15 protein-coding genes are annotated in these 14,923 nt (G+C 32.7%); 1 reads left to right on the forward strand and 14 read right to left on the reverse strand.

Features of this window, described 5'->3' with window-relative positions; translation table 11 throughout:
- Positions 1-61: 61 nt before the first annotated feature.
- Positions 62-718 carry an endonuclease III domain-containing protein gene (locus tag AC2D8I_RS06970; protein WP_484705274.1) on the reverse strand — a complete coding sequence of 219 codons (657 nt, stop codon included), beginning with the start codon at positions 716-718 and terminating at the stop codon, positions 62-64.
- Between the two features lie 46 nt (positions 719-764).
- On the opposite strand from AC2D8I_RS06970, the gene bcp reads away from it, so the two are divergent.
- Positions 765-1,226, forward strand: coding sequence for a thioredoxin-dependent thiol peroxidase (gene bcp / locus AC2D8I_RS06975; RefSeq protein WP_484705275.1), 462 nt, complete (start codon positions 765-767; stop codon positions 1,224-1,226).
- A gap of 225 nt (positions 1,227-1,451) precedes the next feature.
- On the opposite strand, the gene AC2D8I_RS06980 is transcribed toward bcp, so the two are convergent.
- The 13 genes from AC2D8I_RS06980 to AC2D8I_RS07040 all read right to left on the reverse strand — a co-directional run bounded on the left by AC2D8I_RS06980 (position 1,452) and on the right by AC2D8I_RS07040 (position 14,911).
- A complete protein-coding gene (locus tag AC2D8I_RS06980) occupies positions 1,452-2,033 on the reverse strand; it encodes a MiaE family protein (protein ID WP_484705276.1) in 582 nt (193 codons plus the stop codon).
- A gap of 125 nt (positions 2,034-2,158) precedes the next feature.
- Entirely contained in the window at positions 2,159-2,716 is a 558-nt protein-coding gene (locus AC2D8I_RS06985; RefSeq protein ID WP_484705277.1) for an NADPH-dependent FMN reductase, read from the reverse strand.
- A 7-nt stretch (positions 2,717-2,723) separates the two neighbouring features.
- Positions 2,724-3,608 (reverse strand): glucosamine inositolphosphorylceramide transferase family protein, encoded by an 885-nt coding sequence (locus tag AC2D8I_RS06990; RefSeq protein ID WP_484705278.1) that lies wholly within the window; start codon positions 3,606-3,608, stop codon positions 2,724-2,726.
- Positions 3,609-4,580: a glycosyltransferase gene (locus AC2D8I_RS06995; protein ID WP_484705279.1), complete on the reverse strand. Its 972-nt coding sequence runs from the start codon at positions 4,578-4,580 to the stop codon at positions 3,609-3,611.
- The gene (locus tag AC2D8I_RS07000; RefSeq protein ID WP_484705280.1) at positions 4,577-5,359 is read right to left on the reverse strand and encodes a phytanoyl-CoA dioxygenase family protein; all 783 of its coding nucleotides are present in this window, start codon (positions 5,357-5,359) and stop codon (positions 4,577-4,579) included. Before AC2D8I_RS07000 ends, AC2D8I_RS06995 begins: the two co-directional genes overlap by 4 nt.
- Before the next feature lie 42 nt (positions 5,360-5,401).
- Positions 5,402-6,904, reverse strand: a complete 1,503-nt coding sequence (locus AC2D8I_RS07005) for an arsenate reductase/protein-tyrosine-phosphatase family protein (RefSeq protein WP_484705281.1) — start codon at positions 6,902-6,904, stop codon at positions 5,402-5,404.
- 5 nt (positions 6,905-6,909) lie between these two features.
- On the reverse strand, positions 6,910-8,109 hold the full coding sequence (locus tag AC2D8I_RS07010) for an acyl-CoA dehydrogenase family protein (protein WP_484705282.1): 1,200 nt from the start codon (positions 8,107-8,109) through the stop codon (positions 6,910-6,912).
- Positions 8,106-8,483 (reverse strand): hypothetical protein, encoded by a 378-nt coding sequence (locus AC2D8I_RS07015; protein WP_484705283.1) that lies wholly within the window; start codon positions 8,481-8,483, stop codon positions 8,106-8,108. Before AC2D8I_RS07015 ends, AC2D8I_RS07010 begins: the two co-directional genes overlap by 4 nt.
- 12 nt (positions 8,484-8,495) lie before the next feature.
- A complete protein-coding gene (locus tag AC2D8I_RS07020; RefSeq protein WP_484705284.1) occupies positions 8,496-8,918 on the reverse strand; it encodes a hypothetical protein in 423 nt (140 codons plus the stop codon).
- Positions 8,919-10,385, reverse strand: coding sequence for a type I 3-dehydroquinate dehydratase (locus AC2D8I_RS07025; RefSeq protein WP_484705285.1), 1,467 nt, complete (start codon positions 10,383-10,385; stop codon positions 8,919-8,921). It lies immediately after the preceding gene.
- Complete coding sequence (locus AC2D8I_RS07030) at positions 10,366-11,889, reverse strand: c-type cytochrome (protein ID WP_484705286.1); 1,524 nt, start codon at positions 11,887-11,889, stop codon at positions 10,366-10,368. The genes AC2D8I_RS07025 and AC2D8I_RS07030 overlap by 20 nt, the downstream gene beginning before the upstream one ends.
- Before the next feature lie 8 nt (positions 11,890-11,897).
- Positions 11,898-13,031 carry an SCO family protein gene (locus tag AC2D8I_RS07035; RefSeq protein WP_484705287.1) on the reverse strand — a complete coding sequence of 378 codons (1,134 nt, stop codon included), beginning with the start codon at positions 13,029-13,031 and terminating at the stop codon, positions 11,898-11,900.
- 11 nt (positions 13,032-13,042) lie between these two features.
- Positions 13,043-14,911 carry a YncE family protein gene (locus AC2D8I_RS07040; protein ID WP_484705288.1) on the reverse strand — a complete coding sequence of 623 codons (1,869 nt, stop codon included), beginning with the start codon at positions 14,909-14,911 and terminating at the stop codon, positions 13,043-13,045.
- Positions 14,912-14,923 lie beyond the last annotated feature (12 nt).

Genomic DNA, 14,923 nt, shown 5'->3' on the forward strand with positions numbered 1-14,923 from the left:
TAAAATGGGTTTTTTATAAGTGCTTATGTATTATAATATTTGAAAATTAAATTTGTTTAATTTACGACTTATTTTTCTTATAGTCGTTTAAAACGGATTGTCTACCAATAGTTTTAGTAATGATGTCTTTTTCTAGATGCCATCCGCGAGCTTGCGAGTATTCTCTACCATACCATATAATTTGGAGGTGTAGGTCATTCCATAATTCTTTAGGGAATAGGCGCTTAGCGTCTTTTTCTGTTTGAGTAACACTTTTTCCATTGGTTAGATTCCAACGGTACATTAATCTGTGAATATGGGTGTCTACAGGAAAAGCAGGAACGCCAAAAGCTTGAGACATAACAACACTCGCCGTTTTATGGCCTACGGCAGGTAAGGCTTCTAATGCTTCGAAACTTTGTGGAACGACCCCATTATGTTTGTCTATTAAAATGTGAGAAAGCCCATAAATACCTTTACTTTTCATAGGGGAAAGACCGCAAGGTCTAATAATAGCTCTAATTTCTTCCACAGACATCTTTATCATATCATAAGGGTTATCTGCTTTAGCAAAGAGCAAAGGTGTAATCTGATTAACTCTAACATCGGTACATTGCGCAGATAATAAAACAGCAATAAGAAGCGTATAAGGATCTTTATGATCTAATGGTATTGGGATTTCAGGGTATATTTTATTTAATGTTTTTATTACAAAATTTACCTTCTCTTGTTTCGTCATTAGTTGTATTTTTGAATACTATCTATTTAAAATCAAATTTACAATTATGAATACATTAAAACAAGGTGATGTAGTTTCAAATTTCACCGTAAATGACCAAGACGGAAATACGATTGCATTGCGTGACTATAAAGGAAAGAAACTTATTATTTTCTTTTATCCAAAGGCTAATACTCCTGGTTGTACAGCGGAAGCGTGTAATCTTAGAGATAATTATAAAATATTGCAAGACAAAGGTTATGAATTATTAGGAGTAAGTGCTGATTCTGAAAAAAAACAAGCTAATTTTAAGAAAAAATATGAGTTTCCGTTTCCGCTTTTAGCAGATGAAGATAAGGTGGTTATTAATACCTTTGGTGTTTGGGGCTTGAAGAAGTTTATGGGAAGAGAATATGATGGTATCCACCGGAAAACTTTTTTAGTTAATGAAAACGGGATTGTAAGTCATGTTATAGATAAAGTAAAAACGAAAGATCATGCCGCTCAAATTTTGGAATTAATAGCATAACAGCTTTGCGCGTTATAATATCCTTTTGTGAAATTTTAATTTTACTATGTCGAAAAAAGGAAGATCTATTATTATAGATAGTTCTTCCTTTATAATAAGGTGGCCTTTTTAAAATCTAAACTATTGTTTGTAGTTGTTTCATTAGACAGGCTTTGAATAAAAACAAGAGCTTTATTTTTTAGATAATATAACAAAGCGTGCGTTTAATAAAAAATGTAATTTCTATTATCCATGGACGGTTTCTGATTTTCCATATCTTTTAATAACGTCACTTTCGAATGCAACAAGCTCTTGCCAGCGTTTTTCTACATTAATATCTTTACCGTATTTTCTAGCAAAGGTGATAAAAGTAGTATAATGCCCAGCTTCACTAATCATTAGTTCTCTATAGAATACAGCTAATTCTTGGTCTTCTATGTTTTCAGAAAGCACTTTGAAGCGTTCGCAACTTCTAGCTTCAATCATCGCAGAAAATAATAACCTATCAACTAAACTTTGTGTTCTGCTGCCGCCTTTATTCATAAATTTATAGAGTTCGTTGACATAGCTGTCCTTACGTTCTCTACCAAGTTTATATCCTCTTTTTTTTATGATATCATGTACCATTTGAAAATGCTCTAATTCCTCTTGTGCAAGTAAGAGAAGTTCTGTAACCAGTTCTTCATGTTCAGAGTTCAAGGTAATAATTGTAATGGCATTGGTGGCGGCTTTTTGTTCGCACCAAGCATGATCTGTTAGAATCTCCTCTATGTTGGACTCTACGATGTTTACCCAACGTGGGTCTGTTTCTAACTTTAAATGTAACATAGTTTTATTTTTTTGTAAAGATAATTATTCTTCGTCTTTGATAAAGAATGTCAATTAACATTTGATGACTGTAAACTGCATTTAAAATAAAACATATTCTTAACTTCTAATATTAGAGGTAAACATTATGGAGCGATACGTTTTACATACCATAGAAACGCGTTTATAAAATCAGTGATTTTTTCTAGAATTAAAGCTTCTTTCAAAGTATGGTCTGGATTAAAAAAATCATTAACACTGAAAATGCAACATTTTTCAGGAATTGGTAAACCGCCCATAGCTAATTCAATTAATCTTAAATGAGCTAAACAGTTTAGTCCCCCAAAATTATTGGAACCAATAGTGATGTTACCTATAGGTTTATGTTTAAAAATTTGTGGTTTTAGATAATCTAAAGCATTTTTTAAAACACCAGGAATACTGTTTTTATATTCTGGGCAAACGATAATAATACCATCTGCATTATCAATTTTGGAGCTAAATACTTTTAAATTATTAGGGTAATGAGCTTCATTTTCTATAGATTCTTCAAACATAGGTAGTTTAACTTTTTTTAAATCAATGAGATGCACATCTATAGCTTCTAGTTGATTTAATTGTTGTATTACACATTCCGCGATAGTATGTGTTTTTCGACCATTTCGTATAGAGCTAGATAATACTACTATATTTTTATTTTTCATAATCTGCTTAAAAATTTGTACAACATCCATCAACACATAGCATCCATTTATTGTGTGCGATTTTATGTGAATCTAAATGATGCATTCCGTTACTATTCCATTGATTTTTGAATCTTGATTTTTGTAATATAGGGCTTTCGATTAGCTCTATTTCATTATACTCTAATTCTGTTAACTTGGTGATTTCAAAGGCTCTTACACTAGAGCCATATTTAGGGTAACCGTCTTGACATAACCGAATTAATTTATTGTTAATTTTTATTATTTTACCAGCCGGTCTGGTTATTCTTCTGTTTTTTATTATTAAGGGACTTTTATGATGTTTTGTGTAAGGGCCTGTTAAATTATTTGATGAAAATAAATTTAAATTACCCAATGTAAAGCTATAGGTAAACATCCACCATTTATTCTGATGTTGAAAAAGTGTTGGGTCTGCATATTTACCTTTGATAAGATCAGTTTGATACTCCCAGTTGTAAGGAAAATTTTTGGCTTTATATAAACGAACCGCATTGGCGTTTAATGTTTCAGGAATCATATAAAAGGCCTTCTTGTATTTAAATACAAACGGGTAAGATAAATGGTAGTTTTCTTTAAGTACAACCTGTTGGTATTCCCATTTTATGCCGTCACTACTGGTTACTAATCCGATTTCTCCAATTTCTGTTTCAGCATTCATAATTTCCATAAATAAGAACCATTTTTTTTTAGAGTAAAGCATAAACGGATCTGCAACAAATGCTGCAGGAATATCTGTGACATCCTCTTTTGTTATAGCGGCTATAAAAGTCTTTTCGGAAGCCTTTATTTTTAATGGTGATTTTCCATTATATATTCTTATGGACCAAATATCATCTATACTATCTTCTAGCAGTATGGGTTTTGTTCTCATTCAATTACTTATTTGATTCTGTGGTATTAAGGTTTTATTGTAGATGTCAATATATTTTTCAGTAGTTTTTAAATAATGGAAATTATTAATGGCATATAATCTGCAAGCAGCAGGCTTTATAGAGTCTATATTTTTAAAGGCGTGGATGTAATCGGATTCAGTATCACAAACAAAACCTACATTTTTCGGTATAATCTCTCCATACGCCCCATTGTTACTGCAAATTACTGGTGTGCCAGAAAATAAAGCCTCAATAAGCGTAATGCCAAAAGTTTCAGGTAATTTAGAAGGTGAAAAAAGGGCTTTAGCATTGGCAAATATTTTTGCTTTTTCATAGCCTCGAATGTCTCCAATATAATTTGCATTAAATTTATAACATAGGTTTTGGACTATAGCAATGTCTAAAGGGTTTTTACTAGATCCAGCTACAATTAAGTTTTTATTTAGTCTTTGACTTATTTTAAGTGCTATATCAAGGCCTTTTTCTAAATGTCTACTAATATTGGCTATGAATAAGTAATAATCAGCTTTTTTTTCTGTGTAAAGGTAATGTTTGGGGTCTAAGCCACACCAGACAAAAGAATCTTCGTGATATAGATCGGCCATTGTTTTAGAGACATGTACCCATTTAAATGGCGGTTGCTCATTATTTACATACAGGTGATTAGTGGCAATAACAGGGATGTTTCTAGCATTGTAATAAGTGAAAAACTCTTCGTTAAGTCTGGCATTTAAATGAACAATATCAACATCGTCCACAAGTTCTTTTACAAAATTTATTCCTTTATCTGTATTAGAAGGTAAGGTGTGGTTAACATGATAATACACTTTATGACCTTTTTCAGCTAAACCTCTGGCTAATAAATCGTGTTGATGATGGCTTGAACCCGATGGAAAGGCTGTTGTTTTTTTTCCAGAACCGTAATGCCTGTATGAAGGGTATTCATGATTACATGATAATAAAATTCTCATTTTATAACAATATTTTTAGTTAAAAAGGCTTTGTATTTTTGCGGGTTTTGTTTAGAATTAAAAGGTAAAGGGGCGTTTATTTTGTTGAGATAGTGATGTTTAATGTTGCCTTTAGCATAAATAACAGAAGTTCCTGGATTTACATGTTGTGTATTAATATACCTTATAATAAAACCGGTTCTTTTATATGAAGATGTATTAGGTTTAGAACCATGAATAATACTATTGTGGTGTATGGATAACTCACCAGGTTGTAGTTCTAGATTTAACGCTTCTTTTTCATCGACATTTATTGCAATTTTGTGTCCTTTTCTAATCATATTTTTTTGATCGGAAAAGAAAACGTGTTCTTGTAATGCATTTTTATGGCTTTTGGGGATTACCTGCATACATCCATTTTCAAGACTGCTATTAGTTAACGCTAGCCAAACAGTTAATGAGTGGTTTTGATCCCATTTAGAGTTCATGCCATCTTGATGCCATGAAACATAACTTTCTGTTTTTGGGTATTTAGTAAGCACTAGAGAGCCTACTACGCTAATGTCTTCCCCTAATATTGGAGCGATTAAGTTTAATATTTTTGGATGTGTGACTAGCTTATAAGCCCATGGTAAGGAAAAATGTAAGTTACCAGCATAAGGTAAACGGCCATTAAAAGCCTGTTCCATATGTTTAATTTCATCCTGATAGTTTAAAAGTTCTTCGTTGGATAGCACAGGAATGGGGAATATAACACCTTCTTTTTTAAATGTATTGTAATTAAGAGTCGTTTTATTCATGGGTTGTGTTCTTAAAACGTTAAAGTAATATTGAGTAACTTATTAAGAAAAGGCAATTTCTTTTTTAGTTATTAATTGGTCAATAACATGTTCTAATTTCTTAGCACATTCTATATATGCTTTTTTCCCTTTCCCATGTGGAACAGGAATAGCGCTTTCAACATCTAGGGCATAGACCTTACCTTTTGCTTTTGGGAACTTTTGTAAAATTTCTTCCTTTTGTTCAGACGACATACATAGTATTTTGCTTGTTTTTTCTATGTTGATGTTGGACATGGAATTAGAGTTATGGTTAATGGAGTTGTATTCTAGTTCTTTTAAAGCCATTAATGCATCCGTTTGTATTGGCTTTCCTTCTTCTCCAGATATCGCAGCACTTAATATTTTAATAAAGCGTTTTCTTTTTGTCTTTTTGTGAGTGTTATAATATGTAATCATTTTATCCATACAAATGGCTTGTGCCATTGGAGATCTTCCCGTGTTACCTGGACATACAAAGACATAGGTGCGTTGTTCTTCGATTATTTGTTGCTTGATGGCTTCAATTATTTTTGGAGTATTTAATGTAAATATTGCCAATATTAATATAACAGCACTTATAAGTTGAAGATTGGTAAAGAATTGTGCTTTAAAAATAAAAGACAAAAGGATTGCACTGGTAACACCAGCTAATAAACTGGCGCATCTGTTTATAGGAATACAGAATGTGTTTTCTCTATAATTGAGATATATTCTTGAACCAAATATGTATAAACAGGAATATAATAAGCCTATAATTAGAGTTGGTATAACTAAACCTGATGTTAAAAAATGAGTATAACCGCTTCTTAAAGAGAGCATAATCTCTCCTATACCTATTAATGCTAAAAGCGGAGGGATGATAAATATTGTAAGCATGGCTGCCATCATTTCTTCTATAAAATATTTTTTATTACTTGCATTGTCATCTGTTTTTGCACGATAGGTTATAAATTGTAAACGAAAAAAATAGCCACATAAATAAGCTGCAATATTTATAATAGCTGCCGTATTTAATGTAAAACCAATACTTTCAGAAAAAGCTATTAATAAAGAGAATAAGGTTAAACCAAAAGCGAGCCAAGAATACCATTGTATTTTTCTACGATATACAATGTCTATAAAAGGGGCCATAATTAAAACACCTCCACGCATTAATAATGCTGCAAAAACGATAGAAATGCCTGTAAAACTGTAAGCTAAGGTTGTTGTTGCAATAATTACAGCTGTTGCAACACCAGATAGAAAGGTGTATTTGTTGGAAGCAAAGGGAATCTTAAAGTTTAAGATAGAAATAGTCCCTGCATGTCTCCACCATCCAGTAATTAATAATATAGAAGAAAAGCCTAAAACCGTACCCATAAGTACAATGGGAAGCATTTCGAATCCTGAAATAACGATTTCCTTTTCTGAGAATAGTCCTTTTGAAAGGCTTTTGGTCATACCACTATACGGTACATAAAAGATAAAGTAGCCTAAAGCTAAAGCCCAAATACTAAGTCGTTTTTTTTTGCTAAGTTTTTTCATAGTCGTTATTTTGGATTAAAGAATGAGCAATCGTGAGTTTCTCCTAAAATAGACTTCCCTATGGTTGCCAATAATTGATCGTCATTATCGTGTCTTGTATAAATGGTTAAATCTCTTACAATACGTTCTAAGTTACTAGGTTGTATTAAGCCTCTAGCTCCACAAGCATGAATAGCATGGTTTATGGTGTCTGTGGTTAACTGCTCGATTTGATAGCGTGCTATATTACCCGAAGAGATGGCTTCATCAATATTCTCTTTGTTCCAAAGCTCGGCTACATGATCTAACCACATATGGGCCGATTTAATATTAATGAGCATTTTTGCAATTCGATGTTGAATGTATGGGTCGTTGTCTCTTTTTTGACTTCTAATATGCGATAGGGTATATTCATAAGCAGCTTCTGCGCCTCCTAGAAATGTTGCAGCATATTGCGGAGTCCACCTGGTCTGCCAATCATTTAATAAAAATTCTCCTGGTGTGCCTATTTGGTTTTCAAATGGAATGAAAGTATTGTTAAAAGAAACGCGATAGCTTACAGAGCCTCTCATACCTATGGGTTTCCACCAAGAATCGTCGAATGAGACTGATGGGTCTGAAAGTTTACAAGCTAACATAATTAGCGATTCGGGAGAACCATTAGCATGGCGTGCGCCACCAGAACCTGCGGTATTAACTAATAGAATGGCCCATGAAGCTTCAGAAGCACAGGAACAAAATACTTTAGAGCCATTTAGAATATAACCTTTGTCTGTTTTAGTAACTGTTGTACCTAATGATTCTTTTTGATTGGGTGTTTTTAATAACGGTTCTCCACTCCAAACAGACCAAAGGTCGCCATTATTTACCACGCCAGAGCACCAGCGTTCCTTCTGACTTAAATTGCCTAAGTTGTCTATAAGCATTAAAGCATTATTATGTCCTTCCCAACAACGTGCAGTAGCCATATCGGCTTTAGCTATTTCTGTTGTCATAGACCAGAGGTAACGAATGTTTTTTCTGTTATTGCCTATGCCAAGACCTCCATAGTTTTTAGAGATAGTAGCAGCTAAAAATCCCTCAGAAAATAGATCGTTAAAATTTTCCTTAGGAAAACAGTACGTTGCATCATAATGCTTTGCACGCGCGGTAAAGCGTTCTTTTGCTAATGCTTTTAATTTTGTTAAGCTTTCGTTTAGGTTTATTTTTAATTCTTGTGTTATCATATCTTATAAAAGAATTCGCGGACAAAACAATCCGACCTGTTATCTAATTCTTTGAAACTGAAATATCCAGCAATAATGAGCAGGCCTTTATTTTCATTTATCGCTAAAAAAGCAGTTATATCTTCAAGGTTAAAGTGAGCTTGAAAGGCAACAATGTCATTCATATCTGGGGCGTAAGCATGTGGTTTTAACAGGCTAGAACCCCAGGGTTTTTTATAAAAACCAGTTTCAGAATTTTCAAGTGAAATTTCTACTTTTCCATTATTTTCTCTAATGGTAAGTGATGCAAAAACTCTTGCTTTTTCATAAGAGTTTACCCATACTCCGGTATAGTATGAAAAATCTATAGTGCTTTTTTGTTCGGCTATTTTCATATTGTTTTTTCGTTAATTATTGTTTTTACAAAAAAATTCGCGAGCAATGTAATTGTTACGAGGGCTGCCATCTTTGAATGTGTTGTAGGATTGTATAACCATAACACCATATTTAATATTACCAACAATTTTAATCTGTATAAAGCCTAGATTGTAATTTGCTATAAAACCTTCAATAAGGGAGGAGCTAACATTGTCACTAAATAATTCACATAAGGCATTACCCCAATCTTGTTCACCTTTGTCTACTTTTCCATAAGCGTATAAGTATATTTCATTTTTGATTGATTTGATTTGTATGCGAGAGATCTGACCTGTCTTTGGATTTACATTTTTCCACTCTCCTATAAGCGTTTTTATGTTCGTGCCCCATTCATGATAAAATTCAGAAATGATATCGTCTTTTTTTGAATGTGCTAAGTTTGTTGCTTGCATCTAATTTGTTTTTATTTTGTGTAAATTTTCAATGGCGATGTTTTTGGGATATTCTAATCCAGTCATTGCTTTAAATTGTTTATTTATTTGTATTCTGGCAATAGCTTTGCCGTCAATAACTTTTATGTTAAGTAACTCACAATATTTAACGAGTTCTGTTTTGTCTTTTTTGGGATATACATGATCTATGACAAGACTAGTGTGGGTTAATTGAGTTAAATCGAAGGGAATTTCTCCCTTATTTTTACCTAATGGAGTGGTGTGTATGATAATATCAAAAAAGCGAGGTTTAAAATGCTGTAGCGGCACAAATGGATAGTTGAGCGCATTGGCTATGTTTTTGCCTTTTTTCAAGGTTCTATTGACAAGGGTAAGGGGTATTTCAAGCTTTTTGAGCGCAGTGGCAATGGTTTGCCCTGTTCCTCCACATCCTACTATTGCTATTCGTTTTTTAGTCCAATTTTCAATAGTATGTAATGCTTCTAATGCTCCAGAAGCATCTGTACTAAAACTTTTCCAATTATTTTTTATTTTAATAAGCCCATTACAGGCCTTTAAATTTGAAGAGGCATTAATCTTGATTTGCCTTGAAAAGGCATGCCCTTTTTGTTTGAATGGTGAAACTACGGTTAAACCGCTAATAGGAATGGGGAAAGTACTATTTTGAAGAAATGCTTTTACAAAGTCTTTAAAATGCTCTGCATGAAAGGGTAAATAAAGGTAAGGAAGCTTTAGTTCACGATAAGCGTTATTGTGTAATTTTGGAGATATAGAATTAGAAATAGGATTGCCAACAATACCAAAAATAGTTTTCAAATCATAAACAGAAGGTAAGCCAAAAGACTCTATTAATTGCTCTGGAGTATAAAAGAAAGAGGTATTAGTGTCTTTGTTTAGAGCGCAAGGAACTTCGGGAGCTCCTAAATATGGCGCAATAATTTGAGACCATTTTGAAAAAGGGCCAACAGCATAGGAAAGTAACGGAATCTCTTTAAACGATTGTATTAAACATGATGTCGCTATTGTTTCTTTATGGTTTTTTGCATAAATAACTAACTTGTATAGACTTGCGTTAACTTGAATATACTTTTCTAATTGTTGTTTTAATGTTTTAGGGCCTTTATAGGAGCCGTAGTAAGTAATTCTACGTTTTTCAATAGGAATATGATCTAATATTTCTGGAATAAGATCGCGTTCTCCTTCTAATTCAATAAAATCAAATATTTTAACGGCATTTATGAGCCTTTGTTTTCTGTCATTACTTGTTCCTTTATAAGAACCACCCTCTTCAATACTTTTAAGTGTATAAATTAAAGGCTGGTTAATTTGTTTTAGTGGCAAGGTTGAAATATCCATTAAATCAGCTCTTATTTCTACTAATTCAACAGTATCGGGAAGTTGTAATAATGCTTCCTGATTAGAAATTGATGTTACTATTTTTACTGTTCTATTCATATTGTTTTTCATTGCTATTGGTTGTGGCAATTAACTGCATTTGATTGCTGCTAGAATCGAAATTAGTAATGTACATGGTCGTGCTTCCAATATGTTTACTTGGCGTAAATGTTATAGGTTGAATGAGACCTGTTGAAAAATCATAAACGTTTTCTAATTCATTAATAAATAATTCTCTATTTAGGTTTTGACCTGAACGTTTTAAAGTTTCTTCGAGTATTAATAGCATAATAAGACTGTCTAGTTGACTTTTTTTCCATTGTGTACTTAATCCGTATTTTTCTTTTAATTGTTTATAGCGTTTAATTCCAGCACCTGTTCTTTCTGAAATCCAAGTTGGGTAACTAATAAATATTTTATCTTTAAAACGTTGAGGTGCTTTTAAAATATTGAGACTCGAAATGCTGCCTGCTAAATAGATGGATGGTGTTTTTTTTGCATTATTTAATGCCTTTAAAAGGCTGTGTCCTATTTGATGTGAGCCTATAAAATAGAGTGGCTGATCGTTTTTTATAGCGTTGTTTTTACTGATATTGTCAAGATTAGATTCGTTTATTTCTGAAATGAAAGGAGTTAAATTGTATTCGACCATTAGTTTTGTTTCCATATTTTGAGCAATTTGTTTATGGAATTTATTGTCACTGTATAAGATTACTGGAGGATTAATGTTTTGTTTTAAATGTTTTGATGTAATTAAAGAGAGGCTTTGAGAAATGAGGCTAGGGTATATGTAAAAGGTGTTTCTAGTGTTTAAGTTGTTAGTTACTGTATTTTTAGAATGTAGAAGTAGTGAAGGCATTGTCTGGTTTGTTGTTTTGTAAGTCGTATCAAAACCAGTTAATAAGAAAATATCATCTTCTTTTTTTGATGTGTTTTTTAAAATGAATTCAAGCTCGATTGTTCTGTTGTAGATCCCTCCAGATTGATTGATTTCATTGGTATAGGCTTTGGCTATATTTTTGATTACTGTATTCTTTTTTGAATTTTTAGCATCAGGTAGCATAAAGCCTATTTTAATATTGTTTTTAGAAATTCCAATATCATAATCTGTACCAATAACTTTTAAATACGTAATAAGATGCTCTATATCTTGTCTAGACATGTTGTATTTAGGCATTGCAGAATGTAAAGTATTTCCTGCAGGATCTATGCCTGTGGTAATTACTTTGCGTAATGATTTTTCTGTATATGGAGGACGTGTTTTTCCGTCTTGGCGCTTAACACTATAGTTTTTGGTTAAGGACTTCCAGGTAATATTAGAAGGTGTAATTCCGCCTTCAGGGTTACCAGTGCCTTTTGGATTATGGCAATTCATACAAGGCATAATCGTAGCAGGAACCTTTACCCCAGACATATTTGCGGTTATCTTTATGTTGGAGGATCCAATACCTTTGGTATATATTTTTTTTCCTATTTTTTGACTAGCGGTTAACTCATTAAAATAGGATATAGGTTTAGCAGAGGCTATAAATAGTATTAATAAAAATAGTAAATATGTATAGTAGGTCTTTTTCATAAATGGGGTTAGTTAATAGAATCATTGATCACGCTATCTATTTGACTAATAATGTCATTTACATTAGCCAAACCGTTGACTTTTTTCCATAATTTTGTATTTAGGTTTCCCACTAAGAATATGGCATCATGTGCCTCTCTATTCTCAACATATTTTCCGAGTTTTTTTAAGGCTAATTCGATGTTTTCCTTGTTTCCTGTAAGAAAATGCCATCCATTTTTTGCGCCATATTTTTTAGCATAGGCATTTAATACTTTTTTGCTGTCTGTTTTGTAATCAACTGTTAATGATAATATGTGCACTTCTTTTCCTAATTTATCTCCTAAATGCTCTTGAACTTTTTTTAAATTAGAACTCATAATTGGGCAAACACCAGTACATTCAGAAAAAAAAGGATTTATAATTACTATTTTATCTTCCATTAAATCTTTATATAAGCGTTTGTTTTTACCAGATTGATCGGTTAAAACAACATTAGTGAAATACTGTTCGTCTTTATTAGGTTTCGATTCAACCTGACTTACTTTTTTATCAAAGAATGTTTCTAAAGTAGAGGCTAGTTCGTTTACATTGGCAAGTCCGTTTGTTCTAATCCATTTGTTGGAGCCTTCTTTTCCTAGTAAAATAAGAGGTGCGTGCTCTTCTTTTAAGGCGGTATAAACTTCTAATTTTTTAAGAAGTGTATTAATATCCTTGCTTTTTCCTGTAAGTAATGTCCAACCTTCTCCTGCTTCAAATTTTTCACTCCATGCTTTTAGGCGTTCAGGGGTATCTGTTACAGGGTCTATACTTATTGTTAACATGACTAATTCTGAGTTTTTAACACGCTTTTCCATTCTTTTTTTTAAACTAGAAAAATTAGCTCCCATGGGCGGGCAAATCGTTTTACAGCTTGTAAAAATGAAATTTAGAGCAACAACCTTGTCTTTTATGAGGTCGTAAAATTTAACAGGCTCTCCTTCTTGTGTTATAAGAGAGACATTAGGAATGTTTTTCATCGCTCCTAGCGAGAAGTTTTCTGCACTTTCGCAGGGCTCTATTTTTGCTTTAGTAGTACAACAGGTACTTTTGGATTGCGTATAAGCAATTTGTAAAAGGAAGAGGAATGTTAAAGTGATTATTGAATCCTTAATTGTTTTCATAGTTAATTAGTTTAGTTTTTTGAAGCGTGTAGTACTAAGAATTGCGGGTTATTAAAGTTTAAACCTCTAGAATTACAAGCTACATAGATATAATGTACGCCTTCATCTTTAAGTTTTAGAACAGTAGAGTAGGTGCCTTTTGTTTTGGTTTCTTTAACAGGGATGTTGTCCCCTTTACCAAAACTGTCCATAGACATTAACCTAACATCTTTTAAATGGGTTACAACCTCTTTGGTTTTAGAATCGATGAGTTCAAAGGTTATGGTTATTTCTTCTCCAACAGTGGTTAATGATTTTGGAGTTAAGTAGTTTATAGCTAAAGGTCCAATGAGTTGGGTTAACCGTTCTTTTTCTTTTTCTTTATTTATTAAAACAGTAAACGGAAAACATTCCATAAAAGAAGGAGTGTCCAAAAACAGACTAATATCGTAATCTCCTGGAGTGCCTAATCTAGCTGTGGTTTGGTAAGTCCCTAGGGCGATTTCTTCTATACTTTTGTCTACGGCTAGTGTTGCTTTAGGTTTTTTTCCATACGTGCTAAAATGACCACTTGGCGCAGCCATACCTTCTGTATAATAATAAATAGAATGGTCTAAATAGTTTGAAACGAGAACAGCATTGGCGCCAGGAGCTTGTACAATACCTTTTGCACCACAAATTTCACTACCTAGAGCAGGAGGATTTTGACCTCCACTAAAATCGATAAGTGAAATCGCTTCATCTTTTGTTCCAATAATATCCAACGGAATCATCCAAACAGTATCGCTTTTTAAGTGTCTTATATAGGCTAATTCATCCGAAAAGCTTATTTCATCAGGATGGTCTTCTACATCGGCTCGTTGTATAATACTATTTGAAGCACTATCCAGAATTAATACGGTATTATCTTTTGGGTTAGCAATGAAAGCCAATCTATTATCAGGAGCAAATTCAATTTTGTTTATACCATGAGCGCATGGGATTTTATCTATAATTTCATTTGTAGCATTACTTATAACGTATATTGTTGATTCTTCTTTGTTTATCACATATAGAGCATTTGCTTTTTTAGAAAAAGCCATAGCAACAGGTGTGCCGTTAATATTGATATCTTTTCTTTTATTTAGGGTTTGTAAATCTATTATGGAAATAGTTCCATCACTTTTGTTAGAGATGAAAACCGATTGGTTTTGTTCATCCATAACAATATCATGCATTCCTTTTCCTGTCTCTATATTTTTTAAAAGTGTTTTGGTATTGGTGTCTATTATGGAAACCCCTGATTTAGATTCAAAATGTCCTAATGATTCATAGGTTACCCATAAGTAGTGCTCGTCGTTTTGAAAAGCGATTTCTTTAGGTATTCCTGGGATAGGAATATGGACATCTATAGCCATATTTGAGGTGTTTATGAAAGTAACCTCACTAGCTTCTGGAATAGATACACAAACTAAGGATTGGTTTTGAGTTATTGCCCAATCGTAACCAGAGCCCTTTAATTGTATTTGAGTAAGGAGTTGAGAGCCACCATAACCAAACAATGGGTCTACAACATTAATAGTATTATCATGATTTAATGTTAAAACATAGTATTTGTTGAGGTCTAATTCAGGTCTATATTGAAAGCCCCCTTCAATATACGAGACTATTTTTTTGCCACATTCTACATTTAGAGTTGGATTTATTTTTCCCATCCAAGCAGCGGGAAAAGCTCCTGTTAGTGGTTTGTTTGATATCGTATCTTTTATTTTGAAGCGAAATAAAACATCATCACCTTCTCTAAACTCAGTATTAGGTTTGTTTATATCTAAATGAGAAATGGTGAAATCTATTTTTATACCTTCTTTTATAATAGATTTATGATAGTCTTGTTGTGCCTTTCCTTGTATTGTTGTTAACAAGGAAAAGCAGCA

The organism is Lacinutrix sp. YIN62, assembly GCF_057219185.1.